25 protein-coding genes are annotated in these 25,418 nt (G+C 57.2%); 11 read left to right on the top strand and 14 right to left on the bottom strand.

The genetic code is table 11. The annotated features are described in order from the left end of the window. The first annotated feature begins 33 nt into the window (after positions 1-33). Positions 34-363, top strand: coding sequence for a sulfurtransferase TusE (tusE, locus tag DTA24_RS18935; protein ID WP_002898457.1), 330 nt, complete (start codon positions 34-36; stop codon positions 361-363). Here the strand turns inward: tusE and yccX are convergent. From yccX to DTA24_RS18950, 3 genes are read right to left on the bottom strand one after another with little or no spacing between them, the layout of a single operon-like run. Further along, positions 360-641 carry an acylphosphatase gene (yccX, locus tag DTA24_RS18940; RefSeq protein ID WP_012542291.1) on the bottom strand — a complete coding sequence of 94 codons (282 nt, stop codon included), beginning with the start codon at positions 639-641 and terminating at the stop codon, positions 360-362. The genes tusE and yccX overlap by 4 nt on opposite strands. 48 nt (positions 642-689) lie before the next feature. Continuing rightward, entirely contained in the window at positions 690-1,478 is a 789-nt protein-coding gene (locus DTA24_RS18945) for an AraC family transcriptional regulator (RefSeq protein ID WP_012968605.1), read from the bottom strand. 17 nt (positions 1,479-1,495) lie between these two features. After that, positions 1,496-2,050: a YbhB/YbcL family Raf kinase inhibitor-like protein gene (locus DTA24_RS18950; RefSeq protein WP_012968606.1), complete on the bottom strand. Its 555-nt coding sequence runs from the start codon at positions 2,048-2,050 to the stop codon at positions 1,496-1,498. Positions 2,051-2,240: 190 nt separating this feature from the next. Between DTA24_RS18950 and rlmI the strand changes: the two genes are divergently transcribed. Together rlmI and hspQ are read left to right on the top strand one after the other, a co-directional pair. Continuing rightward, positions 2,241-3,443, top strand: a complete 1,203-nt coding sequence (gene rlmI / locus DTA24_RS18955; RefSeq protein WP_008805900.1) for a 23S rRNA (cytosine(1962)-C(5))-methyltransferase RlmI — start codon at positions 2,241-2,243, stop codon at positions 3,441-3,443. A 59-nt stretch (positions 3,444-3,502) separates the two neighbouring features. After that, on the top strand, positions 3,503-3,820 hold the full coding sequence (gene hspQ / locus DTA24_RS18960; RefSeq protein WP_002898441.1) for a heat shock protein HspQ: 318 nt from the start codon (positions 3,503-3,505) through the stop codon (positions 3,818-3,820). A gap of 29 nt (positions 3,821-3,849) precedes the next feature. On the opposite strand, the gene DTA24_RS18965 is transcribed toward hspQ, so the two are convergent. Further along, complete coding sequence (locus DTA24_RS18965; protein ID WP_002898434.1) at positions 3,850-4,263, bottom strand: CoA-binding protein; 414 nt, start codon at positions 4,261-4,263, stop codon at positions 3,850-3,852. A 153-nt stretch (positions 4,264-4,416) separates the two neighbouring features. Between DTA24_RS18965 and mgsA the strand changes: the two genes are divergently transcribed. Beyond that, a complete protein-coding gene (mgsA, locus tag DTA24_RS18970; protein WP_008805898.1) occupies positions 4,417-4,875 on the top strand; it encodes a methylglyoxal synthase in 459 nt (152 codons plus the stop codon). An 11-nt stretch (positions 4,876-4,886) separates the two neighbouring features. On the opposite strand, the gene helD is transcribed toward mgsA, so the two are convergent. Beyond that, the gene (gene helD / locus DTA24_RS18975) at positions 4,887-6,941 is read right to left on the bottom strand and encodes a DNA helicase IV (RefSeq protein WP_012968608.1); all 2,055 of its coding nucleotides are present in this window, start codon (positions 6,939-6,941) and stop codon (positions 4,887-4,889) included. A 124-nt stretch (positions 6,942-7,065) separates the two neighbouring features. Here helD and DTA24_RS18980 point away from each other — a divergent pair, with 124 nt between their 5' ends. Then, positions 7,066-7,512, top strand: a complete 447-nt coding sequence (locus DTA24_RS18980; protein WP_008805896.1) for a YccF domain-containing protein — start codon at positions 7,066-7,068, stop codon at positions 7,510-7,512. Positions 7,513-7,529: 17 nt separating this feature from the next. Continuing rightward, complete coding sequence (yccS, locus tag DTA24_RS18985; RefSeq protein WP_008805895.1) at positions 7,530-9,665, top strand: YccS family putative transporter; 2,136 nt, start codon at positions 7,530-7,532, stop codon at positions 9,663-9,665. 13 nt (positions 9,666-9,678) lie between these two features. Here the strand turns inward: yccS and DTA24_RS18990 are convergent, their stop codons facing one another. Beyond that, positions 9,679-10,275: a TfoX/Sxy family DNA transformation protein gene (locus DTA24_RS18990; RefSeq protein ID WP_012542296.1), complete on the bottom strand. Its 597-nt coding sequence runs from the start codon at positions 10,273-10,275 to the stop codon at positions 9,679-9,681. 350 nt (positions 10,276-10,625) lie between these two features. Here DTA24_RS18990 and sulA point away from each other — a divergent pair, with 350 nt between their 5' ends. Then, positions 10,626-11,135, top strand: coding sequence for an SOS-induced cell division inhibitor SulA (gene sulA, locus DTA24_RS19000; protein ID WP_008805893.1), 510 nt, complete (start codon positions 10,626-10,628; stop codon positions 11,133-11,135). A 352-nt stretch (positions 11,136-11,487) separates the two neighbouring features. Continuing rightward, a complete protein-coding gene (gene ompA, locus DTA24_RS19005; RefSeq protein WP_008805892.1) occupies positions 11,488-12,540 on the top strand; it encodes a porin OmpA in 1,053 nt (350 codons plus the stop codon). 110 nt (positions 12,541-12,650) lie between these two features. On the opposite strand, the gene matP is transcribed toward ompA, so the two are convergent. Next, positions 12,651-13,100, bottom strand: a complete 450-nt coding sequence (gene matP, locus DTA24_RS19010; RefSeq protein ID WP_049158034.1) for a macrodomain Ter protein MatP — start codon at positions 13,098-13,100, stop codon at positions 12,651-12,653. Positions 13,101-13,285: 185 nt separating this feature from the next. Here matP and DTA24_RS19015 point away from each other — a divergent pair, with 185 nt between their 5' ends. Together DTA24_RS19015 and fabA are read left to right on the top strand one after the other, a co-directional pair. Continuing rightward, positions 13,286-15,043, top strand: a complete 1,758-nt coding sequence (locus tag DTA24_RS19015) for an AAA family ATPase (protein WP_094284866.1) — start codon at positions 13,286-13,288, stop codon at positions 15,041-15,043. 69 nt (positions 15,044-15,112) lie between these two features. Then, positions 15,113-15,631 carry a bifunctional 3-hydroxydecanoyl-ACP dehydratase/trans-2-decenoyl-ACP isomerase gene (fabA, locus tag DTA24_RS19020; protein WP_012542300.1) on the top strand — a complete coding sequence of 173 codons (519 nt, stop codon included), beginning with the start codon at positions 15,113-15,115 and terminating at the stop codon, positions 15,629-15,631. 68 nt (positions 15,632-15,699) lie between these two features. Here fabA and rmf read toward each other — a convergent pair whose 3' ends face one another. From rmf to rlmKL, 6 genes are all read right to left on the bottom strand, one after another. Next, the gene (rmf, locus tag DTA24_RS19025) at positions 15,700-15,867 is read right to left on the bottom strand and encodes a ribosome modulation factor (protein ID WP_002898396.1); all 168 of its coding nucleotides are present in this window, start codon (positions 15,865-15,867) and stop codon (positions 15,700-15,702) included. Positions 15,868-16,120: 253 nt separating this feature from the next. Further along, on the bottom strand, positions 16,121-16,684 hold the full coding sequence (pqiC, locus tag DTA24_RS19030) for a membrane integrity-associated transporter subunit PqiC (protein ID WP_008805888.1): 564 nt from the start codon (positions 16,682-16,684) through the stop codon (positions 16,121-16,123). Beyond that, positions 16,684-18,321, bottom strand: coding sequence for an intermembrane transport protein PqiB (pqiB, locus tag DTA24_RS19035; protein ID WP_008805887.1), 1,638 nt, complete (start codon positions 18,319-18,321; stop codon positions 16,684-16,686). Before pqiB ends, pqiC begins: the two co-directional genes overlap by 1 nt. Then, complete coding sequence (gene pqiA, locus DTA24_RS19040; RefSeq protein ID WP_012542302.1) at positions 18,311-19,579, bottom strand: membrane integrity-associated transporter subunit PqiA; 1,269 nt, start codon at positions 19,577-19,579, stop codon at positions 18,311-18,313. The genes pqiB and pqiA overlap by 11 nt, the downstream gene beginning before the upstream one ends. 14 nt (positions 19,580-19,593) lie before the next feature. Next, a complete protein-coding gene (locus tag DTA24_RS19045; protein WP_012542303.1) occupies positions 19,594-21,501 on the bottom strand; it encodes an ABC transporter ATP-binding protein in 1,908 nt (635 codons plus the stop codon). A gap of 12 nt (positions 21,502-21,513) precedes the next feature. After that, entirely contained in the window at positions 21,514-23,619 is a 2,106-nt protein-coding gene (gene rlmKL, locus DTA24_RS19050) for a bifunctional 23S rRNA (guanine(2069)-N(7))-methyltransferase RlmK/23S rRNA (guanine(2445)-N(2))-methyltransferase RlmL (RefSeq protein ID WP_008805884.1), read from the bottom strand. A 99-nt stretch (positions 23,620-23,718) separates the two neighbouring features. Here rlmKL and DTA24_RS19055 point away from each other — a divergent pair, with 99 nt between their 5' ends. Then, a complete protein-coding gene (locus DTA24_RS19055) occupies positions 23,719-24,828 on the top strand; it encodes a YcbX family protein (protein WP_094284865.1) in 1,110 nt (369 codons plus the stop codon). On the opposite strand, the gene zapC is transcribed toward DTA24_RS19055, so the two are convergent. Further along, positions 24,825-25,367: a cell division protein ZapC gene (gene zapC, locus DTA24_RS19060; RefSeq protein ID WP_012542305.1), complete on the bottom strand. Its 543-nt coding sequence runs from the start codon at positions 25,365-25,367 to the stop codon at positions 24,825-24,827. The two genes, DTA24_RS19055 and zapC, sit on opposite strands and share 4 nt — an antisense overlap. Positions 25,368-25,418: the final 51 nt, after the last annotated feature.

Here is a 25,418-nt window from a genome sequence, read left to right on the forward strand (position 1 = left end):
CTGCGGCCAGTTTCAGGCGGTATGTGAAAAATCATGTTTATTTTTGAAGGCAACGAAATTGAAACGGATAGCGAAGGCTATCTGAAAGATACCACCCAGTGGAGCGAGGCGATGGCGGAAGTCATTGCCGCGCAGGAAGGGATAACGCTCGCCGTTGAACACTGGGAAGTGGTGCGCTTTGTGCGCGAGTTTTACCTTGAGTTCAACACCTCTCCGGCGATCCGCATGCTGGTGAAGGCGATGGCCAACAAGTTTGGCGAAGAGAAAGGCAACAGCCGCTATCTCTATCGCCTGTTCCCGAAAGGCCCCGCCAAACAGGCGACCAAAATCGCCGGGCTGCCGAAGCCGGTGAAGTGCATCTAATAGAGAATCGCGAATTTTTCCCAGCTGCGGGTGGGTTGATGGGGCTCGGTTAACACCCGGTCAACCCGCGCGCTGCGCGGCCCCCCGGCTTTCAGCCAGGCGATGAGTTTCTCCACCTGCTCTGCCTCGCCGCAGGCAAGCACTTCCACCCCGCCGTCGTCCAGATTACGGGCATAGCCGGTCAACCCCAGTTGCAGCGCTTCCCGCTGTGTTGAATAGCGAAATCCCACGCCCTGAACCGAACCGTAAACCCATGCCATCGTGCAGATACTGGCCATTATCATCTCCTTTTCGCTCACACTTTACGCTGAGGATAGCAAATTCGCTCAGCGTACGTGCTTCGGCAGTAAACCATAATGCTGACGGAAGCGCGCGGTAAAGCGCGATCCCGACTGATATCCGCTGTTCTGCGCGATTTCGCCTATTGGCCGCGAGGTGGTCTGCAGCTGCCCCAGGGCGTGAGCCATCCGCACCTCCTCGACGATCTGGCGAAAACTCTGCGATTCCTGCTGCAGCCGACGGCGCAGCGTGGACTCGCCGAGAAAGAGCATTTTCGCCACCCGCGACACGCTCCATGCCTGCGCCGGCGACAGCATGACCAGTTGTCGAACCTGCGCCGACAGATCCTGCTGCCGCTCGACGAGCAGCGGGCCCGCATAGCCCGCCTCGTGCAGGGCCAGCAGCAGGCCCATAGTCTGGTGGAGCTGTAGAGAGGTGGATAATCCCTCCCGCACCGCCTGCAGAACGCTTTGCCACATAAACGCCAGCTCTGTCGTCACCGGGGCGCAGAGCGAGGTCAGACGCCCTGGGGGTGTTTCGCTGAGATAACGGGTCTTAAACGTCGTCAGCAGCTCGGGGGTCAGCGACAGCAGATCGGAGCAAAACAGGCCGTTCTCCGGCTGGTTAATCACCTCCAGCTCAACGTCAGCCGGCAACACAATCAGCTGTTGCGGCGTCGCCAGCACCCGGCTCTCCCCTTGCACAATCACTTTGCTGCCGCGTTTCACCCGACAGAGCGCCGGGGAGAACAGCCGCACCCGATGCAGTCTGCACAGCCGTCGGGTGGTGACCTCTGCCGCGGTTAAGGCGTTATGCTGAAAGTGGATACTCTCCATCGGATCGACCCTTTATTTTAGCGCCCGGCCATCGCCGTCAACTGTACGCTGGCGAGAGCATGGCTGTGTAACAGATAGCCGACCAGCGCCCCGCTGGCCCCGGCATCCACCGGCAGCGTAGGGACATCCAGCGCCCATACCGTAAAGCGGTAGCGATGCGGTTTATCTCCCGCCGGCGGACAGGCGCCGCCGAAACCTGCATAGCCAAAATCGTTGCGGCCCTGTACCGCTCCGCCCGGCAGTGTAGCGCTGTTTTTATCTCCCGCGCCAGCGGGCAGCGAAAAGACGCTGCTGGCGATATTGACCACCGTCCAGTGCCACCAGCCGCTGCCGGTAGGCGCATCGGGATCTCTGACAGTGACCGCGAAGCTTCGCGTCCCCGCCGGGGCATTTTTCCATGCCAGCTGCGGAGAGACATTGCCTCCGGTACAGCCGAAACCGGCAAACCAGTGCTTCCGGGCCAGCGCCTGCCCGTCATGTATATCATCGCTGCTCACGCTAAACGGCGCAGCCATCGCGCCACTACTCACTGCCGCGACCATCGCCACGGCCATGCGGATACCTGTTTTCATCGTCTGCTCCTCGTTGGGGTGAGAAAACAGGGTATGAGAGTCCGCACAAACTGAATGTGCCGAAGCGCCTGCATTTTGTGCCGAAACGCTCACCTGTGCCTGCCGGGCGAAAGATGCTTGCGTGCGCCAGGTGTGCTACTCTACGCGCCATTTTTCGGTGCCGACATTCCCGTTGCTTAAAGGTAGCTCCATGACAGATTCCCTATTCCCCCGCTTAGTGTTAGCCAAAGGACGCGAGAAATCCCTGCTGCGTCGCCATCCGTGGATTTTCTCAGGCGGCGTCGCCCGCATGGAGGGTAAAGCCCGCAGCGGTGAAACCATCGATATTGTTGACCATCAGGGAAAATGGCTGGCCCGCGGCGCTTACTCGCCGTCGTCGCAGATCCGCGCCCGCGTGTGGACCTTCGACCGCAATGAAGCCATCGATAGCACCTTCTTTGAACGCCGCCTGCAGCAAGCGCAAACCTGGCGGGCATGGCTGGCCGAGCGCGATGGTCTCGACAGCTACCGTCTGATCGCCGGCGAGTCCGATGGGCTGCCGGGCGTCACTATCGACCGCTTTGGCAACTTTTTCGTGCTGCAGTTGCTCAGCGCAGGCGCCGAATACCAGCGGGCCGCCATCATCAGCGCCCTGCAGAACCTGTTCCCGGACTGCGCCATTTACGATCGCAGCGATGTCGCCGTGCGTAAAAAAGAGGGACTGGAGCTGGCCCAGGGGCCGGTGGTGGGCGAGCTGCCCCCGGCGCTGCTGCCGATCACCGAGCACGGCATGAAACTATTGGTTGATATCCAGGGCGGGCACAAAACCGGCTACTACCTCGACCAGCGCGACAGTCGCCTGGCTACTCGCCGCTATGTCGCGGATAAGCGGGTGCTGAACTGCTTCTCTTATACTGGCGGCTTTGCGGTGTCAGCGCTGATGGGCGGCTGCCGCCAGGTCACCAGCGTGGATACCTCTCAGGAAGCGCTGGACGTCGCCCGACAGAACGTCGAGCTCAACGGACTGGATCTGTCCAAAGCGGAATTTGTGCGCGACGACGTGTTCAAACTGCTGCGTAAATACCGCGATCAGGGAGAGAAATTCGACGTGATCGTGATGGATCCGCCGAAATTCGTGGAAAACAAAAGCCAGCTGATGGGCGCCTGCCGCGGTTATAAAGATATCAATATGCTGGCGATCCAGCTGCTGAACCCCGGCGGCGTGCTGCTGACTTTCTCCTGCTCCGGCCTGATGACCACCGATTTATTTCAGAAAATCATCGCCGATGCCGCAATTGATGCCGGGCGTGATGTACAATTTATAGAACAGTTCCGTCAGGCTGCCGACCACCCGGTGATCGCAACCTACCCGGAAGGGCTGTATCTGAAGGGGTTTGCCTGTCGCGTCATGTAACTTGAAAAACGAAACATGAGCCTCATATAGGGAGTATTCATGTTTCCCAGGAGGTGCCTATGATAGCCAGCAAATTCGGTATCGGCCAACAGGTCCGCCATACGCTCTTGGGCTACCTGGGTGTCATCGTCGATGTCGATCCCGAGTATTCACTCGCGGAACCGGAAGAGGATGAGATTGCCGCCAATGACGAACTGCGTGCGGCGCCCTGGTACCATGTGGTGATGGAAGATGATGATGGTCAGCCGATCCACACCTATCTGGCAGAAGCGCAGCTGAGCAGCGAAACCCGCGACGAACACCCGGAACAGCCGTCCCTCGACGAACTGGCCAAAACGATTCGTCAGCAGCTGCAGGCTCCGCGCCTTCGCAACTAAAACAAAACCCCGCCAGGCGGGGTTTTTTGTTATTTTGCTAATCCCAGTCGCGGTAGCTCAATGGCCGGGCAACGATCCATCACCACGTTCAATCCGGCTTCTCTGGCCAGCACCGCGGCCTGCTCATTGATCACCCCCAGCTGCAGCCACAGCGTTTTCGCGCCGATGGCTATCGCCTCCTGCGCCACGCCCCACGCCGCTTCTGAATTACGGAAGACATCAACCATGTCGACCTTTTCCGGAACGTCGGCGAGCGTCGCATACCCTTGCTGTCCCAGCAGCGTCTTGCCCGCCACCTTCGGCGAAACCGGGATAACGTGATACCCCTGATCCAACAGATACTTCATGACCCGGTAGCTCGGGCGGTCAGGTTTATCGCTGGCGCCAACCAGCGCAATCGTCCGTGTCGACGTCAGGATGCCGGCAATATCGTTCTCTTTCATGGGTTCCTCCTGCTATTTCACCTAAGTGTATGCTAATCCGCAGCAGGCGGCCATCCAGGCTAACCCACAGATTCGACAAAATTTTCACCCCGATGCTTGCAGCGGCAGCCACATTCAGTAATCTGTCTGCAGGTCAAAATGTGGAATGAAAATATGGAACTGACAACTCGTACCCTGTCCGCGCAAAAACATATCGCGCTGGTGGCTCACGATCACTGTAAAGATATGCTGATGAAATGGGTCGCTCGCCATCAGGCGTTGCTGGCGCAACACGTTTTGTATGCCACCGGCACCACCGGTAACCTGGTCTCGCGGGCTACCGGACTGGAGGTCAATGCCATGCTGAGCGGCCCGATGGGCGGTGACCAGCAGGTTGGCGCGCTTATTTCAGAAGGCAAAATCGACGTGCTGATCTTCTTCTGGGATCCGCTGAACGCCGTGCCTCACGACCCGGACGTCAAAGCGTTGCTGCGCCTGGCCACCGTCTGGAACATTCCGGTCGCCACTAACGTCTCCACCGCTGACTTTATCATCCAGTCACCGCACTTTAATCAGCCGCTCGATATTCTGATCCCGGATTATCCGCGTTATCTTGCCGAGCGCCTGAAATAACCCACACGTGATTAGGGTTTCCTGGCCACCGGCACATCCAAGGCCTGCAGGATGTCGACAAACGGCGAAGGTTGCGCTTTGTTAAACAACAACCACACCCGATGACGTGCGCGGGTTATCGCCACGTACAGTAGTCGACGCTCCTCCGCATCAGGAAAATCTTCCGGCTGCGGCAGGAGCGCCTGCTCCATGATCGACTCGCGCGCCGGCGCGGGAAACGCATCCTCTCCCTCCTGCAGTCCCAGCACAATCACATAGTCCGCCTGCTGGCCCTTGCTGGCATGAATAGTCATAAAATCAAGCTGCAGATGCGGCCAGCGCGTCGCCGCCTTGTTGAGCGCGTCGGGCTTCAGATGATGGTAACGGGCAAGCAGTAGGATCCGCTGCTCGGGCTTAACGTAGCCGCTCAGTTTATCCAGTAAATCATCCAGCTTATCGTCGGCTAACAGCGTGACGGCCTTTTTATCGCCCGCCGTCAGGCTGTTCAGCGGCTTACTTAACTGATGCGGATTCTGCTGGATAAAGCCATTGGCGATTTCGCCAATGCGGCCGTTAAAGCGATAGGTGGTATCCAGCGCGCAGCTATCCCCTTCGCCAAAGTAATGATTAAACGCGGTGGTCAGGGAAAGCTGGGCCCCGCTGAACCGGTAAATCGCCTGCCAGTCATCCCCGACGGCAAAGAGCGTGGTTTGGCTGTTCTGCCGGCGTAATGCAGCCAACAGCGAGGCCCGCTGCGGCGAGATATCCTGAAATTCATCCACCAGAATGTGTTTCCATGGGCTGACGAAGCGGCCTTTATCGAGAATATTGACCGCCTGATGGATCAGGCCGGAAAAATCGACCGCATTCTCGGCCTTCAGCGCCGCCTTCCACTCTTTCATCAGAGGCGACATCAGTTTCACCCGTTTACTGAACTGATCGCGTACCGCCTCCGGCGCCCCGGCAATCATCTCTGCCTGGGAGCCGCCGTGCATACGCATCAGGCTGACCCAGCGGTCGAGCCGGCTGGCCATACGCCGCTGCACCTTCTTGTCCTGCCAGAAATCGCCTTCCGGCAGTTGCCAGCCCATCTCCTCTTCCAGCCACAGGCGCCAGCCTTTCGCCTGCGCTTTTTTCTCCTGACACTGCTGCTGCCAGCTTTTCACGAGCAGCGCCTGACGAGCTGCGCTATCGCTTTCCAGTTTGCTGATGGTGGGGACTTTTTTGCTGCCCTGCTGAATAATATGTAGCGCCAGCGAGTGGAAGGTACGCGCGGTGATATCGTCGGATGCAAGACGCTCGCGGATCCGCGCATCCATCTCCTGCGCCGCCTGGCGGCCGAATGCCAGTAACAAAATTTGCTCTGCTGCCGCTTCTCCCCTCGCCAGCAGCCAGCCTGCCCGCGCCACCAGCACCGAGGTTTTGCCGCTGCCCGCGCCCGCCAGCACCAGCAGGGAACGTTCGCCGTTCACCACCGCCCGCGCCTGTGAGGCATTAAGAGGGGACGACTCAACGCCGTCAAAAAAGCCGCGATACTGCTCAAGCATCGCCTCGGTGAAGGCCTGGTTATGGGCCAGGCGTGTCGCTTCAATATCCCCTAACCAGCGCTGACACTCCCGCCACAGCTCCCGACAGTTGTCAAAGGCCTCAAGCCGGCTGGTGGGCATCGGCAAACCAGTCAACGCCTGGCGAATGTTATCCTGCACATCCGCCACCTGCTGACGCGTCAACCATTTGCCTTCCGCACGGGTGCGCTCGATCGTCGCCAGCTGCCGCTTCAGTACGCCAGCGGCGATGTCACTCATTTCCGCGCTCCACTGCTCCCAGAGCGTTTGTAAATGGTGATAGAAGCGCTGCGTTTCGCTCCACTCGGTACCGTGCAAACGCACGACTTTGCTGTCAGGCAACACAAACTCCAGTTCGCCCCAGACCAGACCGCGCTTACAATGCACTGACAATAACTGATTGAAAGGGATAAGATACTCATGACGGTCGCCGGAAACCTTTACGCCGGCGTTCAGTAACTGCACCCGATCATAAGGGTGCTGAGCCATGCGTTTGCCCAATGTTGTCGCTTTAAGTTCCATATAATGTCGATTTTCAATCAGGGTGGATTGTTTTTCAGTTTAACCGCCCGGGACCAGGTGCTCCAGCGCAAAAAAACGTTACAATTGTCAGGTCTTATTATCCACAGGGCAAAACCGAGGCTTTATGCGTACCATTCTGAATATTTTGAACTTTATCCTTGGCGGTTTCGCCACCACTCTAGGCTGGCTGCTCGCCACGCTGGTTAGCATCGTTCTGGTCGTCACGCTGCCGCTGACCCGCTCCTGCTGGGAAATCACCCGACTCTCCTTATTTCCATACGGTAACGAGGCTATTCATGTGGATGAGCTGGAGCCGGGCCGTAAAAATGGCCTCCTCAACGCCGGCGGCACCGTGCTGAATATTCTGTGGTTCATTTTTTTCGGCTGGTGGTTGTGCCTGATGCATATTTTCAGCGGCATAGCTCAATGTCTGACCATTATTGGCATCCCGGTGGGGATCGCGAACTTTAAAATTGCTGCCATTGCCCTTTGGCCGGTAGGACGTCGGGTCGTCTCTGTGGAAACCGCGCGTGCCGCACGTGAAGCCAATGCGCGTCGTCGCTTTCAGTAACCGAACGGAACACGGACATGATTAGCCCCCTGCTACGCCGCTATACCTGGAACAGTGCCTGGCTTTATAACGTACGGATCTTTATTGCGCTCTGCGGCACAACGCTGTTTCCCTGGTGGATCGGCGAAGTCAAACTGACCATCCCTCTCACCCTTGGCGTTGTTGCCGCGGCCCTGACCGACCTCGACGACCGGCTGACCGGTCGTCTGCGCAACCTCGCCATTACCCTGGTCTGTTTTTTTATCGCCTCCGCCTCCGTGGAGCTGCTGTTTCCGTGGCCGCCGCTGTTTGCCCTCGGCCTGACCGTGTCTACCATCGGCTTTATTTTGCTCGGCGGCCTCGGCCAGCGCTATGCCACCATCGCCTTCGGCGCCCTGCTCATCGCCATCTACACCATGCTCGGCGTCACACTGTACGATCACTGGTATCTACAGCCGTTGTTCCTGCTGGCGGGGGCCGTGTGGTACAACCTGCTGACGCTGTCCGGGCACCTGATTTTTCCGATTCGTCCATTGCAGGACAACCTGGCGCGTAGCTATGAGCAACTGGCTCGCTATCTGGAGCTCAAATCCCGGCTGTTTGATCCTGACCTGGAGGATGAGAGCCAGGCGCCGCTGTACGATCTGGCCCTCGCCAACGGCCAGCTGGTTGCTACGCTTAACCAAACCAAGGTCTCGCTGCTAACCCGACTGCGAGGCGATCGGGGCCAGCGCGGCACCCGCCGCACCCTGCAGTACTACTTTGTGGCCCAGGATATTCATGAACGCGCCAGCTCATCGCATATTCAGTATCAGACTCTGCGCGATCAATTCCGCTACAGCGACGTGATGTTCCGTTTCCAGCGCATGCTCTCGATGCAGGCCCAGGCCTGCCAGAAGCTCTCGCGGGCGATTTTACTGCGCGAACCCTACCAACATGACGCCCATTTTGAACGCGCGTTTATGCATCTCGACGCGGCGCTTGACCGTGTGCGCGCCAGCGGCGCGTCCGACGAGCAGATCAATGCCCTTGGGTTTTTACTCAATAACCTGCGCGCTATCGATGCGCAGCTGGCCACGATTGAATCGGTGCAAACGACCGCGCCTGCCGGGAGCAACACCGAGACGCTGTTGGCCGACGACAGACTCGGCGGGCTGAACGACATCTGGCTGCGTCTGCGGCGCAACATGTCACCGGAGTCCGCTCTCTTTCGCCACGCGGTACGTATGTCGCTGGTGCTCTGCGCCGGCTATGCCTTTATCCAGTTTACCGGGCTCCAGCATGGCTACTGGATCCTGCTGACCAGCCTGTTTGTCTGTCAGCCGAACTATAACGCCACCCGCCACCGACTGGCGCTGAGGATCATCGGCACGCTGGTGGGGGTGGCGATCGGCCTGCCCGTCCTGCTGCTGGTGCCTTCGATTGAAGGGCAACTGGTGTTGATCGTGCTCACCGGCGTGCTGTTCTTTGCCTTTCGTAACGTGCAGTACGCCCATGCCACCATGTTTATTACGCTGCTGGTGCTGCTGTGCTTTAACCTGCTTGGCGAAGGTTTTGAGGTCGCGCTACCGCGCATTATTGATACCCTGATCGGCTGCGCCATCGCCTGGGCGGCGGTCAGCTTCATCTGGCCGGACTGGAAATTTCGCAATCTGCCGCGCGTCCTGGACCGGGCGATGAACGCGAACTGCCGTTATCTGGATGCCATTCTGGAGCAGTATCACCAGGGCCGCGACAACCGTCTGGCCTATCGTGTCGCCCGCCGTGATGCCTACAACCGTGATGCCGAACTGGCCTCCGTGGTCTCGAATTTGTCGACTGAACCGCGCGCGGATGGCGCCCAGCGCGAGACCGCTTTTCGCTTGCTGTGTCTCAACCATACCTTCACCAGCTACATCTCCGCTCTCGGCGCGCATCGGGAAAAACTGTCCACCCCCGATATTCTTGCCCTGCTGGATGATGCTGTTTGTTATGTTGATGACGCCCTGCACCATACCCCCGCCGATGAACATCGGGTGCAGAAGTCTTTGACCAGCCTGCAAAGCCGGATCCAGCATCTGGAACCGCGCGCGGACAGTAAAGAGCCGCTGGTATTACAGCAGATTGGCTTGTTGCTTGCGCTGCTGCCTGAAATTTGCCGCCTGCAACAGCGCGTCCACGCTCAGACAGAATAACGGCGGCAGTCCGCTAGCGGGCTCCAGCCCATTCGAGCAGCTCCTGACGCCGCAGCGTCGGGAGCGCGGCGGCGTGAACGCCGACAATCGCCCCCTCCAGCGCCAGCAAGACGTTGAGCGACAGAGAGGCGTTGTTTTCTCGTAGCCGTTGCCAGGCCTGCTGAGCGCCTACCTCCCGAAGCGTCCTGACATCCGGTATGCCCGCGTGGATCAGCTGCAATTCCATATGAAAGCTGATATTGGGTAAATCCTTCAGACGGCCCGACGCCCGTCGGTGGTTCTTTTCACGCTGCGCACTCTGCCACGACAACAGCGACAGCCGAAAAAGCTGAGTCTCATCGCGCCACAATGCGTCGTCAATTTGATAATACTTCATCGGCACGATGCGCCCATGTCGGCGCAGCGTTAATAAAGGATTGCGATGTTCAACCCGATACGCGGCGCTCTGCTCGCAGGCCCTCAGGTAAATATCGCCCTCTGCCACCATCGCAAACACCGTATCATCAATGGCCAGGCTATAGCCGCCAAAAAGCGGACGAGAATGTAACTGACCCAGCGGCGAGACGCAGGCCTGAAATTGCGGGAACCGCGGACATACTAGTTTTCTCATGATCATTCCTTTGTTAATCATGTAATTAAACTTAAGTTGTTAACGGATCCGCTAAGAGAAAACATAAGGGACTTCCCGAACAGCAGCAAGATGATTTTCGCCGACTTTTCCACCAGAATGCGGTTTTGCGAGACGCTTTCAGAAAATCACTGACGTTGCTGCAATCAACAGGGTGGAAAGAAATCATTAGCCGGCATTAAGGATATCGTTGAGGAGAGGTGCGCATCGCTATAAATCAGACGCGGCGGGAAATGATTAAATTTCAGCCAGCAAAATGGCAAATTGCGGTTGATCTTTTCCCCAGGTAGATATACTGTATATGCATACAGTAACTACAGGCGGGATAGACTATGTTTACTTCAGCTCACGCAAATCGTTCAGCACAGGCTTCTGCTTCTGCAGGCCACTACGCTCATCGTTCTGGCGAACAGACCGCCAATGGGCTGATCAGTGAAATTGTCTATCGTGAAGATCAACCCATGATGACACAGTTACTGCTGCTACCTTTATTACAGCAGCTGGGTCAACAGTCTCGCTGGCAACTGTGGCTCACGCCGCAACAAAAGCTTAGCCGCGAGTGGGTCCAGTCTGCCGGTCTACCGCTGTCTAAAGTCATGCAAATTAGCCAGCTGTCACCCTGCCATACCGTAGACTCAATGATCCGCGCGCTGCGCACCGGTAATTATAGTGTGGTTATCTGCTGGCTAACGGAGGAGCTAACCGCGGAAGAGCATGAGCGTCTGGTCAATGCCGCCCAGGAAGGTTGCGCGATGGGATTCATCATGCGCCCGGTGAGAAATCAAGGCACGCTCGGCAGACAACTCAGCGGGCTAAAAATTCACTCAAATTTGTATCATTGAGTGAAATTAGGATTATTCCTGGAATTTTTTTTACCGATGGTAAAGACACAGCGTTTTTCAGGGACTTTTTCGCGCAATGCCTGTCACACGGGGATTTCTGCCTTTTTTCTGCGTACGAAAATCAACCATATTTGTTAAATATTGTGTACACAACCCTTTTTTTTCATATGCCTGACAGAGTTCACACTTGTAAGTTTCGAACTAAGTTGTAGACTTTACATCGCCAGGGGTGATCGGCTTACGCTGCATGTATCAGCATAGTTAACAACAAGTCACGCCCCGGGTGAAGGATTTAACCGTGAGGTCTTTTGTAACTTCATGGCGAATTTTGGATGATAATGAGGCGCAAAAAATGAAAAAGACAGCTATCGCGATTGCAGTGGCACTGGCTGGCTTCGCTACCGTAGCGCAGGCCGCTCCGAAAGATAACACCTGGTATGCAGGTGGTAAACTGGGTTGGTCCCAGTTCCATGACACTGGCTGGTACAACAGCTCTCTGAACAACAATGGCCCGACCCACGAAAGCCAGCTGGGCGCTGGTGCGTTCGGTGGTTACCAGGTTAACCCGTACCTCGGTTTCGAAATGGGTTACGACTGGCTGGGCCGTATGCCGTATAAAGGCGACCAGGTTAATGGCGCATTCAAAGCTCAGGGCGTTCAGCTGACCGCTAAACTGGGTTACCCGATCACTGACGATCTGGACATCTACACCCGTCTGGGCGGCATGGTATGGCGCGCAGACTCCAGCAACAGCATCGCTGGCGACAACCACGACACTGGCGTATCTCCGGTATTTGCTGGCGGCGTAGAGTGGGCTGTGACTCGTGACATCGCTACCCGTCTGGAATACCAGTGGGTTAACAACATCGGCGACGCGGGCACCGTTGGCGTTCGTCCGGACAACGGCATGCTGAGCGTGGGTGTTTCCTACCGTTTCGGTCAGGAAGATGCTGCACCGGTTGTAGCTCCGGCTCCGGCTCCGGCTCCGGAAGTGACTACCAAGCACTTCACCCTGAAGTCTGACGTTCTGTTCAACTTCAACAAAGCAACCCTGAAACCGGAAGGTCAGCAGGCTCTGGATCAGCTGTACACCCAGCTGAGCAACATGGATCCGAAAGACGGTTCTGCAGTTGTTATGGGCTTCACCGACCGTATCGGTTCCGAAGCTTACAACCAGCAGCTGTCTGAGAAACGTGCTCAGTCCGTTGTTGACTACCTGGTTGCTAAAGGCATCCCGGCTGGCAAAATCTCCGCACGCGGTATGGGTAAATCCAACCCGGTTACTGGCAACACCTGTGACAACGTGAAAGCTCGCGCTGCACTGATCGACTGCCTGGCCCCGGATCGTCGTGTAGAGATCGAAGTTAAAGGCTACAAAGAAGTTGTAACTCAGCCAGCGGCTTAAGTTATAACTGATGAAAAAACCCGCCTCGGCGGGTTTTTTTATGCCTTCTCTCCCGCTTTTGCGGTGGTGGGCCCCATATCAGAGTAGCCTCTGACAGGCCGCCGTAAAGACTACTTGCCTAACAGTTCCTGCAGATCGTGTTTCAGGCTCGACATTTTGCTGGCGTACTTCTCTTTATGCTCAGCATCCTCAATCAGCTGCACGATGGTTTCGGACAAGGTTTTACCCCGCCGCTGTGCCAGGCCGGCAAGACGCTGCCAGACGACAAACTCCAGATCGATAGACTTCTTACGCGTGTGCTGATGCTCCGCGTTAAAATGCCGTTTCCGTCGCGCGCGGATGGTCTGCTTCATGCGGTTCATCAGCGCCGGATTCATATGCTGCTCAATCCAGGCATGCACCAGCACAGGTTCATTCTCGAGCGTCAGCAAGTCATCTACCGCAGCTTGCGCAGCGCTGGCCTCAATGTAGCGGGTAATCAGCTCACCTTCCCGGTGCTTCTTTACCAGATATTTCCATTTCCAGCCGCTTTCAAGATTTTCCAGTTGTTGATATTTCATTGCGATCTCAATGTGACCGTGTAACTCATTTCAGGATATCAGTTTTTTCCTGATGTGCTGAATATAAATCATTATTCGTGAGGTGTATGGCCGGGGAATCATCGGGGTAATCATAATCCTCCGTGTGCTCAGTCGCGGCATCAGGTATAATTGCGCGCTTTACATCTAACTAAAAAACAGCGACTTTGACCATTACGAAACTGACCCGAACCGACCTTGCGCCCGATATGGAACCTTATCAGGCGCTGTTTGCCCAAGCTGATCTCTCTCAACCGGCCCCCTCTCTCTCGGGCGATCTGCAGCCGCGTCTGTTCTACGCGCTTGAGCAATTGCTGTGCACGCCGGCAGTCTCCTCCTTCATGCTGGTGAAAGCCCCCGAAGAACCGGAGTATCTGCAATGGCTGACGGCAGAAACCCGTACGCTGCATGAACCTACCGCCCCGCTCTACGGGGTCCGCTATGACGTTGACGGCGCTCGCGTGACGCTCTCCCCGGCGCAACGGGCTGAGGATAATTTTGCCAGCACCGCCCCGGTCGTCGCGGCCGATTGGGTAGAGGCGGAACAGCTGTTTGGCTGCGTACGCCAGTTTAACGGCGACATCACCCTCCAGCCAGGCCTGGTTCATCAGGCCAATGGTGGCGTGCTGGTAATCTCGCTTCGCACACTGCTGGCGCAGCCGCTTCTGTGGGTGCGCCTGAAAAATATGGTGACCCGTCAGCGGTTTGACTGGCTCTCCATCGATGAGTCGCGCCCGCTGCCGGTCAGCATTCCCTCCATGCCGCTGAGCCTGAAAGTCATGCTGGTCGGCGAACGCGAATCGCTGGCGGATTTCCAGGAAATGGAACCAGAGCTTTGCGCTCAGGCGATCTACAGTGAGTATGAAGACACTTTGCAGTTTGCTGACGCCGAGACGCTGAAAGCCTGGTGCCAGTGGGTATGGCAAAATGCCCAGCAGCTGACGCTGCCAGGTCCGGCGGCCGACGCCTGGCCACTGCTGATCGATGAGGGGACGCGCTACACCGGCGATCAGGAGACCCTGCCACTCAGTCCGCTATGGATAGCCCGCCAGCTGCGAGAGGCCGCCGCGTTCTGCGAAGGCGAGGAGATTACTGGCGAAGAAATGCAGACGATGCTGGCACGCCGGGAGTGGCGTGAAGGCTACCTCGCAGAACGAATGCAGGATGAAATCCTGCAGGAACAGATCCTGATTGAAACCGAAGGCGAATGCGTCGGGCAGATCAACGCCCTGTCGGTGATTGAATTCCCCGGCCATCCGCGCGCATTCGGTGAACCTTCGCGCATCAGCTGCGTCGTGCACATTGGTGATGGCGAGTTTATTGATGTCGAACGCAAAGCCGAGCTCGGCGGCAATATTCATGCGAAAGGCATGATGATCATGCAGGCTTTTCTGATGTCCGAGCTGGAGCTGGAGCAGCAGCTTCCGTTCTCCGCTTCGCTGACCTTCGAACAGTCCTACAGTGAAGTGGACGGCGACAGCGCCTCCATGGCTGAACTCTGCGCCTTAATCAGCGCGCTGGCCAATGTGCCGATTAATCAGAGCATTGCGATTACCGGTTCTGTCGACCAGTTTGGTCGCGTGCAGCCGGTCGGCGGTCTGAACGAAAAAATTGAAGGTTTCTTCACTATCTGTCAACAGCGCGGGCTAACCGGTAAACAGGGCGTCATTATCCCTGCGGCCAACGTTCGTCATCTCAGTCTTAGCCATGAGCTCCGTCAGGCCGTTGCCGAAAACCAGTTTGCCATCTGGGCCATTGACGATATTACCGAAGCGCTGCCGATGCTGACCCAACTGATGTGGGACGGTGAAGGGCTGACGCTGCGACAAACCATTCAGGAGCGGATAGCGCAGGCGACCCAGCAAGAGACTCGCCATCGTTTTCCGTGGCCGCTACGCTGGTTAGGTGGGACAAGTTCTAACTGATCGGACTTGTTCAGCTTACACGTGTTAGCTATCCTGCGTCCCGAACTTAAAATAAGGCTTACTGAAAACATGGTAGATAAACGCGAATCCTATACAAAAGAAGATCTTCTTGCCTCTGGTCGTGGTGAACTGTTCGGCGCGAAAGGCCCGCAGTTGCCAGCACCAAACATGCTGATGATGGACCGCGTCATCAAAATGAGCGAAACCGGTGGTAACTATGACAAAGGTTATGTTGAGGCGGAACTCGACATCAACCCGGACCTGTGGTTCTTCGGTTGCCACTTCATCGGCGATCCGGTGATGCCGGGCTGCCTGGGCCTGGATGCGATGTGGCAGCTGGTCGGGTTCTATCTTGGCTGGCTCGGCGGCGAAGGCAAAGGCCGTGCGCTGGGCGTTGGCGAAGTGAAATTCACCGGTCAGGTTCTGCCGACCGCGAAAAAAGTCACCTACCGCATCCACTTCAAGCGCATTGTTAACCGTCGTCTGATTATGGGCCTGGCGGATGGCGAAGTGCTGGTTGACGATCGTCTGATCTATACCGCGAACGATCTGAAAGTCGGCCTGTTCCAGGATACTTCCGCTTTCTGATAATTATCGGCAGCGATTAAAAGGCGAAGCCCCCGCTATGCGGAGGCTTCTTTTTTAAAGAGACAGTGTCAGGCCGTTAGTACCCTGTCCTCCATGGCTTCTCGCCAGCCTCCCAGCCACCATGAGCGTTGATTCAAGCTCTGGTATGGACACATTTCTTTCGATCTCCCCGCGATACCCGCTTGATATCCACGTTGATGTGCCCGTTCCAGGCGATCTCGTTTTTGTCTCTTCATGCCTCGTTTCCCTCATTCTTTGATCTGGTGGAAAAGAAAACAGTGGTCGCAAATTGTGCAGCCACGGGTTACGAATACCGCGAAATGAAGACAACGTCAATGCGCAAAATTCACGCCAGTGTCATATTTGTGACCTATATAAGAGTTCATTTTTTGTTCATTCGGCGCAGCGCTCGGTAACAAACTGACCTGGCAAAAAAAATGCCGCGCGGCTCAGATGAACCACGCGGCATATCACTTTTATGAAATTTACTTATGGCAGACGGTTAAGCTCGCCGGCAATGGCCACCGCCTCCTGGCTCCATGCCTGGGCCAGGGTCTTCACCATCGCGTCATAGCCATCCTGCTGCTGCTTGAGCACGATGTTAAACGGGCGCTTAATCAGCTGTCCCTGATGCTTCAATAGCCACTCGCCGCTGACGATAACCCGCCCGTCGTAGCGCCCGTGAAAGCCATTTACCGCCACATTGAGCGTATCCTGCTCGCTGCCCAAGGGTTGGGACGACACTACCCAGCCCGGCAACTGCTGGCTGAGGTTTGCCACCAGCGTAGTACGCAGCTGCTGGTCCAGCGGGCTGGCCCACAGATTATTATTGGCGATTACATACTGCACATCGGTGGTTTGATAGACCACTCCATTGCCCGCCAGATAATCCGGGATGCTGACCTGCTCAACCCACAGCAGACGTGCCCCCTGGCTGGCGGCGCTCTGCGCGCCGCCTTGCACCACCGGCAACTGGTAATATGTTTTGCTCTCACCGCCGCTACTGCACGCCGTCATCACGCAAACGGCTGCCACCAGTAACCATTTTTTCATTATTTCGCTCCCTTCGGCTGTGGGTCTTTTTTATCCTTCGCCTCAAATACCAGCGCATTGCTCTTATCATTGAGCGTTTTCAGAACCGGCTGCAGCTCACGCAGCACCTGATCCAGACGCTGCATATCGGCCACCATCTTATTGTAGGCCGCGGAGCCCGGCTGGAAGCCCTGCATGCTGCGGTTCAGCTCGCGCAGCGTCGTCTGCATATCGGCAGGTAGCTGCTGCATCGACTGACTGGAGGTGATCTTATTCAGACTATCCAGCGTGGTCTGTACATGCTGCATGGTCTTCTCGCTTTGCGCCAGCGTACTGGTTGCCTGTTCCAGTAGCGGATTGAGCGGCAGGTTATTGATTTTATCCAGCGCATCCATCAGACGCTGCTGGATCTGCGCCAGTCCACCGCTAATGGTCGGGATAATCGGATAGCCGTTAAACTCCTGAATTTTCCCACGCGGCGGCGCTTTCGGATAGAAGTCGAGATCGATATACAGCGCGCCGGTCACCAGGTTACCGGTTTTCAGCGAGCCGCGCAGTCCGCGGTTAATTAGATCGTCAATGTGAGCGCGAATATTCGGATCGCCGCCGAGCTGGTTGACCAGACGCTGCGGTTCAACCCGCACTTCCACCGGAATGCGATAGTCATCGTTCAAACGCTGCTTCAGCCCAGGAATAAAGAACGGCACTTTGCCGACGGTTCCCAGACGGATGCCGCGGAACTCCACCGGCGCGCCGGGCTGCAGGCCACGAACCGAGTCTTTGAAGAACATCACGTAATCGATATGCTCGGTAAAGACCGAATCCTGGATGCTCTTCTGATCGTCAAACAGGTGATATTCCGTTTTGTTCGCCACCGGCTCGCCGAGGTCCAGTCCTTCCGGAATATCGAAGCTCACCCCGCCGCCAAACAGCGTCGACAACGAGCCCATCTCGACGCGCATCCCCGCCGCGGTCAAATCAACGGCGATCCCGCTGTCCTTCCAGAAGCGAACGTTAGTGGTCACCAGGCGGTCATTAGGCGCGTTGATGAACAGCTGATAAGTGATATGACGTTTCTGCGCATCAAAGGTGCTGGTTTCCACCGACCCCACGCGATAACCGCGGAACAGCACCGGGTCGCCTGGCGACAGCTGGCCTGCCTTGCTGCTTTCCAGCAAAATCCGGATCCCCTTGGCATCCGGCGAGGCGAGCGGCGGAGAATCCAGCAGCGGATACTGCGCCGGCACCGAACCTTTCGACCCCGGCTGCAGTTCAATATAGGCCCCGGACAATAATGTCCCGAGACCACTGATCCCCTCGCGCCCTACCTGCGGTTTCACCACCCAGAAGACGGAATCGTTATGCAGTAATTTCTGCATGCCGGAATTGAGGCGAGCTTTGATTTCCACGTGGGTTAAATCGTCGGTCAGCGTCGCGCTCTCTACCACCCCAACATCCACGCTGCGGCTCTTGATCCGGGTTTTTCCCCCTTCAATGCCTTCCGCGTTAGTGGTGATCAGCGTGACCTCTGGTCCCTGATGGCTGTAATGATAAAACAGGATCCACGCTCCGATCAGCGCAGTGACGATAGGGAAGATCCACACCGGTGACCAGTTCTTCACCTTCTGCACTTTCGCTTCTCCGCTCTTATTTTCCATGTTGTTGTATTTCCTCATGGCTTGAATCTGGCTCACGATCCCACAGTAAACGGGGATCAAACGTCATCGCTGAAAACATGGTCATCACCACCACCAGCGCAAACATGACCGCGCCGATGGCGGGATAGATATTCATCAACCCCCCCATGCGCACCAGCGCAGAGAGCACGGCGATGACAAAAACGTCAATCATTGACCAGCGGCCAACAAATTCCACCACTTCATAAATCAGATGCATGCGTTCCGAATCGCGCGCACCGTTGCCGTTAGCATTCCAGCACAGCCAGGCGATAGCGATCATCTTCAGCGTCGGCACCATAATACTGGCGATAAAGATCACCAGCGCCACCGGGTAGGAGCCCTCGCTCCACAGTAACACCACCCCGGCCATAATGGTCGACGGCATTTTATCGCCCAGCAGATCGGTGATCATGATCGGCATAATATTGGCGGGAAGATAGAGAATAAATGAGGTCACCAGCAGCGCCAGCGTCCACTGCAGGCTATTTTTACGCCGCGCCGTCCCTTTGCTGTGACAGCGCGGGCAGACGGTCTGGTCGGCCGGTAACACCGCCGTGCAGCAGCCGCAGGAGCGCAGCCCCTGGCGGATCCCGGCTACCCCGACCTTCAGCGGCTGGGTAATCGCCGGCATAGGGGCAATATCATCCCACAGCCAGCGGCGGTCGACGCACTGGAAGGTGCGTAACTGCAGCAGGCAAAACATGCACCAGGGAATAAAGCTCAGGCCGATGCCGATATCGCCGTAGGCCATCAGTTTGACGAAGCTCACCAGCACGCCGGCAAGAAAGATCTCCGCCATGCCCCAGGTCTTGAGGTGAAACAAAATGCGCGCCAGAAACGCCTTCAGCCCAGCGGGCATCCTGACCCGATTGACCAGCAGCAAAATGGTGACCAGACAAAAGGCCGGTACCAGTTGTACAAAGAGTAAAAAGAAGGTGCCGAGGCTGGCGTAATCCTCGGTAAACAGCACGTTGGGAATTTCCAGCAGCGCTATTTCGCTGCTGATGCCACCCACTTTCATATAGATAAAAGGAAACAGGTTGGCCAGCAGCAGCATAAACAGCGCGACCAGCGCGTAAGCCGTGGGACGCTGGCGAGGCGCGTCCCACGTGGTGGTTAACGTTGTACCGCAGCGCGGGCAGGCGGCTTTCTGGCGATGCTCAAGCTGCGGCAAAGCCACCAGCAAATCACATTGGGGACATAAAATATGTCGCGCAGCATGATGGTGATCGCACATGACAACTCCTCGGCTCAGGCGCCGTTCTTTAATCCTTCGAGATATTCCCAGCGTTCAAAGGCGGCTTCCAGCGCCTGCTCCGCTTCGGCCAGCTGCGCCAGCACTTGCTGCGTACGATCGTGCGATTGGCCAAAGAAGTCAGGATCGGCTACCTGCTCCTGCAGCGTTTGCAGTTCGGCCTCAAGCGTTTCCAGCTTCTGCGGCAGTTGCTCCAGCTCGCGTTGCAGGTTATAGCTTAGTTTGTTCCCGCCGCGTTTGACAGTTTCTGCTTTTGGCTGAGCGACTTCCGTCGTTTTTTTAACGATCGTCTGCTTTTGCGCCAAAGACTGGGCCTGCTGACCGCGGGCGTCGTGATAACCGCCGACGTACTGACCAATATGGCCGCCGCCTTCGAAGATCCAGCACTCGGTCACGGTATTGTCGACAAACTGACGATCGTGGCTGACCAGCATCACGGTGCCCTGATAGCCATCGATCAGCTCTTCCAGCAGCTCCAGCGTTTCGACATCAAGGTCGTTTGTCGGTTCATCGAGAATCAATAAGTTACTGGGTTTCAGGAACAGTCGCGCCAGCAGCAGACGGTTACGCTCCCCGCCGGACAGCGCGCGTACTGGCGTCATCGCCCGTTTCGGATGGAACAGGAAGTCCTGCAGATAGCCCAGCACGTGCCGCGGCTTACCGTTAACCATCACCTCTTGCTTACCTTCGGCGAGGTTATCCATCACCGTCCGGTCCGGATCCAGCTCTGCACGGTGCTGGTCGAAGTAGGCGACTTCCAGCTTGGTGCCAACGTGGATCCGCCCGCTGTCGGCCTGCAACTGGCCAAGCATCAGCTTCAGCAGCGTGGTTTTCCCGCAGCCATTGGGGCCGATCAGGGCAATCTTATCGCCGCGCTGGATTTGCGCGGAGAAATCTTTCACCAGCACTTTGCCGTCAACCTGATAGTTGACGTTCTCCATTTCGAAAACGATTTTGCCGGAGCGCGAAGCCTCTTCCACCTGCATCTTCGCACTGCCCATCACTTCCCGGCGCTCGCCGCGCTCGCGACGCATCGCTTTCAGGGCGCGAACGCGGCCTTCGTTGCGAGTACGACGCGCTTTAATCCCCTGGCGGATCCACACCTCTTCCTGGGCCAGCTTGCGGTCGAATTCAGCATTCTGCAGCTCTTCAACCCGCAGCGCTTCTTCTTTATCCAACAGATACTGATCGTAATTGCCCGGATAAGTCACCAGCTTGCCGCGATCGAGATCGACGATGCGCGTCGCCATGTTGCGGATGAAGGAGCGGTCGTGCGAAATAAAGATAATGGTGCCTTTAAAGCTTTTCAGGAACCCTTCCAGCCAGTCGATAGTTTCGATATCGAGGTGGTTCGTCGGTTCATCCAGCAACAGCACGCGCGGCCCGCTGACCAGGGCACGGCCCAGCGCCGCTTTACGCAACCAGCCGCCGGAAAGCGAAGCCAGCTGCGCGTCGGCGTTAAGACCAAGCTGCTCGATCACTTCATTGATGCGGCTATCCAGCTGCCACAGGCCCAGGTTATCCAGCTGTTCCTGCAGACGGGCCAGTTCATTTAAATTTTTGTCGCTCGGGTCGGTCATCACCTGATGCGAAACATCATGGTAGGCCTTCAGGTAAGCGGCCTGTTCGGCGATCCCTTCGGCGACGAAATCGTACACCGTACCGGCAACGTTGCGCGGCGGATCCTGCTGCAGACGCGCGACGATCAGATCCTGTTCATAAATAATACGCCCGTCATCCAGCCCCTGTTCACGGTTAAGGATCTTCATCAGGGTCGATTTACCGGCGCCGTTGCGCCCAACCAGACAGACGCGTTCGTTATCTTCGATATGCAGTTCAGCATTATCCAGCAGCGGCGCATCGCTGAATGAAAGCCAGGCGCCGTGCATACTAATCAGTGACATTCTTTATTCCTTTCAGGCTGCAGTAATCAGCCAGCAGTTGTGGATCTGACGGTTGCGGGCAAAATCCTGCGACAGCGTTTTTTGCGAAATCTCTTGCGCCTTCAGGCCAAGCGCCGCCAGCCCGTCATGATCCATACGGAAACCGCGTTTGTTGTTCGAGAACATAATGGTGCCGCCTTTACGCAGCAGACGTTTCAGATCGGTCATCAGGCGAATATGATCGCGCTGCACGTCAAAGGCATCTTCCATTCGTTTGGAGTTAGAGAAAGTCGGCGGATCGATAAAGATCAGATCGAACTGCTCGGTGCTTTCCCGCAGCCAGCCCAGCACGTCAGCCTGCATCAGGCGATGCGCACGACCGGTCAGGCCATTGAGACGCAGGTTGCGCTCCGCCCACTCCAGATAGGTACGCGACATATCCACCGTGGTCGTAGAGCGCGCGCCGCCCAGACCGGCGTGGACGCTGGCGCTGCCGGTATAGGAGAACAGGTTAAGGAAATCCTTACCCTTGCTCATCTGGCCGAGCATACGACGGGCGATACGGTGGTCGAGGAACAGACCGGTATCGAGGTAGTCGGTGAGGTTAACCCACAGGCGCGCGTTGTACTCCTGCACCTCGATAAAGTCGCCCTTCTCCGCCATCTTCTGATACTGGTTTTTACCCTTTTGCCGCTCGCGGGTCTTCAGCACCAGCTTGTTGGGGGCGATTTCCAGCACGGCGATGGTCGCCGCGATAATATCAAACAGACGCTGGCGCGCTTTGTGCGCATCGACGGTTTTCGGCGGCGCATACTCCTGGACCACCACCCAGTCACCGTAGCGATCGATCGCCACGTTATATTCCGGCAGATCGGCATCGTACAGGCGATAGCATTCAATGCCTTCCTGACGGGCCCACTTTTCAAATTTCTTCAGATTCTTACGCAGACGGTTGGCAAAATCTTCCGCCAGCATCGCCGGCTTGCCGCCTTCGCTTTCCGCCAGGTGATAGTTTTTCTGTATGCAGTCCAGCGGGCCGTTCTTCGCTTTGAACTGTTTATCGGCACGCAGCTGCAGGCAGCTCAGCAGTTCCGGCGAGGCGCTGAACACCGACAGGTTCCAGCCGCCAAACTGACTTTTCATGATCCGGCCCAGCAGGCTGTGCAGGGCAATCAGCGCCGGCTCGCTTTCCAGGCGCTCGCCGTACGGCGGGTTGCTGATCACGGTGCCGTACGGGCCTTTCGGCAGCGGGTTATTCAGCTGGGCGACGTCTTTGACTGCAAAATCGATCAGCTCGCCGATGCCGGCGCGACGGGCGTTGCGGCGCGCGCGCTCAATGACGCGCTCGTCGACGTCAGAGCCATAGAAGCGCGACCCATAGGCCGCCAGCCCCTGACGCGCGCGGGTTTGCGCTTCCGCCTTCACCTCTTTCCAGATAGCGTCATCGTGCTGCGCCCAACCGCCAAAGCCCCAGTGGCCGCGGTGCAGACCCGGCGCACGATCGGTCGCCAGCATCGCCGCTTCAATCAGCAGGGTACCGGAGCCGCACATCGGATCGAGCAGCGGCGTACCCGGTACCCAACCAGAGCGCATGACGATCGCCGCCGCGAGGTTTTCTTTGATCGGCGCCATACCGGTACCATCGCGGTAGCCGCGCAGATGCAACCCTTCCCCGCTCAGATCCAGGGAGATATGCGCCGTCTCTTTGTTCAGCCAGACGTTGATCCGCAGATCGGGCGACTCACGATCGACATTCGGGCGCGGCAGGTTTTTACGCGTGAAGCTGTCGACGATGGCGTCTTTGACTTTTAATGCACCATACTGGCTGTTGCGGATCTCGTCATTGAGGCCGCTAAAATGTACCGCGAAGGTGGCGCCAGGGTTAAACATCTCCGTCCACGGAATGGCCTGTACGCCGAGGTACAGATCCAGATCGCTGTATACGCGACACTCGCCCAGCGGCAGCATGATGCGCGAAGCCAGCCGGCTCCACATCAGGCTTTGATACAGCAGGCGCGTATCCCCCTGAAAATGGACCCCGCCCTGGACGACCTGGCAGTCCGTCGCGCCAAGTCCTTCCAGTTCAGTTTTTAACAGCTCTTCCAGCCCACGAGCCGTACTGGCAAACAGAGAATTCATATCGTCACTTTTACTTAAAGAAAATTGGTGCGCATTATAGCCAATATGTGCCCTATGTCATAAAGTTATAGGCTTATTTTTGGAACCCGGAGGCAGCGTATGGTAACGCTCTCGCGACTTTTTATTCATCCCGTTAAATCCATGCGCGGCATGGGCCTGACCCACGCCTTTGCTGATATCAGCGGCCTGGCCTTCGATCGCCTGTTTATGGTCACCGAAAACGACGGGACCTTTATTACCGCCCGCCAGTTTCCGCAAATGGTAAAATTTATTCCGGCGCCGCTGCATGATGGCCTTCACCTGACCGCGCCGGACGGCAGCAGCGCCGTGGTGCGTTTTAGCGATTTCGCCCTGCAGGCCGAGCCCACCGAAGTCTGGGGCAACCATTTCACCGCCCTTATCGCGCCCGCCGCCGTTAACCAGTGGCTCAGCGGCTTTTTCAAGCGCGATGTCCAGCTGCGCTGGCTGGGGCCGCAGTTAACCCGCCGGGTGAAGCGCCACGATGCGGTACCGCTCTCCTTCGCCGACGGCTACCCGTACCTGCTGGCTAACGAGGCCTCGCTGCGCGATCTGCAGCAACGCTGCCCGGCCAGCGTAAGCATAGAACAGTTTCGTCCTAACCTCGTGGTCACCGGCGCGGCCGCCTGGGATGAAGATAGCTGGAAAGTGATCCGCGTCGGCGAAGTGGTGTTTGACGTCGCTAAGCCATGCAGCCGCTGCATTTTTACCACCGTCAGTCCAGAGCGCGGGCAGAAGCATCCCACCGGGGAGCCGCTGGAAACCTTAAAGCGTTTTCGTACTGCGCTGGACAATGGCGATGTCGATTTTGGCCAGAACCTGATTGCCCGCAACAGCGGGGTGATCCGGGTGGGTGATGAAGTCGAAATCCTCGCCCGCGGCCCGGCGAAAGCCTACGGCGCCGGCGAGAGCGACGATACTCCGGCCCCGGAAGCGCAGCAGCAAGCTACGGTTGCCATCGAATGGCAGGGTCAACAGTTTAGCGGGAATAACCAGCAGGTGCTGCTGGAGCAACTGGAGCAACAGGGCATTCGCGTACCCTATTCGTGTCGGGCAGGGATCTGCGGCAGCTGCCGCATTCGGCTGGAAGAGGGCGAAGTCAGCTCGTTAAAGAAAAATGCGGTCGCCGGGGACGGCACCATTCTCGCCTGCAGCTGCGTACCGAAAACGGCGCTGCGCCTGGCGCCTTAAACCGCCTGTCCCAGGCTGTAGCTGACCGCGCTCTGCGCCGGCTGCAGCCTGTCGTTCATGATTTTAATAACGTCGCCTAACTGCATCACGCGCCCGGCAAGGGTGAGACCCGGCTGGGCCAGCAGACAAAGCGCGGCGTTATCTCCCGGCTCCACCACCAGCAAATTCACCTGCTCCCCGGTATCGCTCAGCCAGACGCAGGCGGCGTCGCCGCCGCTCGGCTGCCACTGGTGGGGATGAGCGATAAAGTGCCAGCTTTTCGGCATCTGCGGTTTGAGAAAACGGATCGCGGTTAACGCATTGAGGACTAATTCCGCTCGCTGTTCTTTCGACAGTTCGAGATCGCGACATTTTTCTTCAAAGGAGAAATAGAGCGCGGCGTCATCGACGCAGAATCCCGACGGCGCAAAGGCATCCGGGGTCAGCATTCGCCGGGCGAAGCGCGAGCGAAATAACATGCCATTGGCCAAATCGAGCATCATACGGTCGTGCTCTTCATCGTAATACCAACGCCAGTTATCGTCAGGTTTAATGCGCATTTTTCCCCCTGTCCCCTTTCATACGCCTCTGCAAAGTTGTTGCGACTTGCC

The sequence above is a fragment of the Klebsiella sp. P1CD1 genome, from assembly GCF_003790505.1.
GTDB classification, from domain to species: Bacteria; Pseudomonadota; Gammaproteobacteria; order Enterobacterales; family Enterobacteriaceae; genus Klebsiella; species Klebsiella variicola.

Excerpts from the sequence above, each read along its gene's own strand:
- pqiB (WP_008805887.1), bottom strand. The coding sequence starts at position 18,321 with ATGGAAAATAAGAGCGGAGAAGCGAAAGTGCAGAAGGTGAAGAACTGG.
- helD (WP_012968608.1), bottom strand. The coding sequence starts at position 6,941 with ATGGAACTTAAAGCGACAACATTGGGCAAACGCATGGCTCAGCACCCT.
- DTA24_RS18980 (WP_008805896.1), top strand. The coding sequence starts at position 7,066 with ATGCGTACCATTCTGAATATTTTGAACTTTATCCTTGGCGGTTTCGCC.
- yccS (WP_008805895.1), top strand. The coding sequence starts at position 7,530 with ATGATTAGCCCCCTGCTACGCCGCTATACCTGGAACAGTGCCTGGCTT.
- tusE (WP_002898457.1), top strand. The coding sequence starts at position 34 with ATGTTTATTTTTGAAGGCAACGAAATTGAAACGGATAGCGAAGGCTAT.
- DTA24_RS19045 (WP_012542303.1), bottom strand. The coding sequence starts at position 21,501 with ATGTCACTGATTAGTATGCACGGCGCCTGGCTTTCATTCAGCGATGCG.
- matP (WP_049158034.1), bottom strand. The coding sequence starts at position 13,100 with ATGAAATATCAACAACTGGAAAATCTTGAAAGCGGCTGGAAATGGAAA.
- DTA24_RS19055 (WP_094284865.1), top strand. The coding sequence starts at position 23,719 with ATGGTAACGCTCTCGCGACTTTTTATTCATCCCGTTAAATCCATGCGC.
- hspQ (WP_002898441.1), top strand. The coding sequence starts at position 3,503 with ATGATAGCCAGCAAATTCGGTATCGGCCAACAGGTCCGCCATACGCTC.
- DTA24_RS18950 (WP_012968606.1), bottom strand. The coding sequence starts at position 2,050 with ATGAAAACAGGTATCCGCATGGCCGTGGCGATGGTCGCGGCAGTGAGT.
- pqiC (WP_008805888.1), bottom strand. The coding sequence starts at position 16,684 with ATGAAAAAATGGTTACTGGTGGCAGCCGTTTGCGTGATGACGGCGTGC.
- ompA (WP_008805892.1), top strand. The coding sequence starts at position 11,488 with ATGAAAAAGACAGCTATCGCGATTGCAGTGGCACTGGCTGGCTTCGCT.
- rlmKL (WP_008805884.1), bottom strand. The coding sequence starts at position 23,619 with ATGAATTCTCTGTTTGCCAGTACGGCTCGTGGGCTGGAAGAGCTGTTA.
- pqiA (WP_012542302.1), bottom strand. The coding sequence starts at position 19,579 with ATGTGCGATCACCATCATGCTGCGCGACATATTTTATGTCCCCAATGT.
- yccX (WP_012542291.1), bottom strand. The coding sequence starts at position 641 with ATGGCCAGTATCTGCACGATGGCATGGGTTTACGGTTCGGTTCAGGGC.
- zapC (WP_012542305.1), bottom strand. The coding sequence starts at position 25,367 with ATGCGCATTAAACCTGACGATAACTGGCGTTGGTATTACGATGAAGAG.
- fabA (WP_012542300.1), top strand. The coding sequence starts at position 15,113 with ATGGTAGATAAACGCGAATCCTATACAAAAGAAGATCTTCTTGCCTCT.
- rlmI (WP_008805900.1), top strand. The coding sequence starts at position 2,241 with ATGACAGATTCCCTATTCCCCCGCTTAGTGTTAGCCAAAGGACGCGAG.
- rmf (WP_002898396.1), bottom strand. The coding sequence starts at position 15,867 with ATGAAGAGACAAAAACGAGATCGCCTGGAACGGGCACATCAACGTGGA.
- DTA24_RS18990 (WP_012542296.1), bottom strand. The coding sequence starts at position 10,275 with ATGAGAAAACTAGTATGTCCGCGGTTCCCGCAATTTCAGGCCTGCGTC.
- sulA (WP_008805893.1), top strand. The coding sequence starts at position 10,626 with ATGTTTACTTCAGCTCACGCAAATCGTTCAGCACAGGCTTCTGCTTCT.
- mgsA (WP_008805898.1), top strand. The coding sequence starts at position 4,417 with ATGGAACTGACAACTCGTACCCTGTCCGCGCAAAAACATATCGCGCTG.
- DTA24_RS18965 (WP_002898434.1), bottom strand. The coding sequence starts at position 4,263 with ATGAAAGAGAACGATATTGCCGGCATCCTGACGTCGACACGGACGATT.
- DTA24_RS18945 (WP_012968605.1), bottom strand. The coding sequence starts at position 1,478 with ATGGAGAGTATCCACTTTCAGCATAACGCCTTAACCGCGGCAGAGGTC.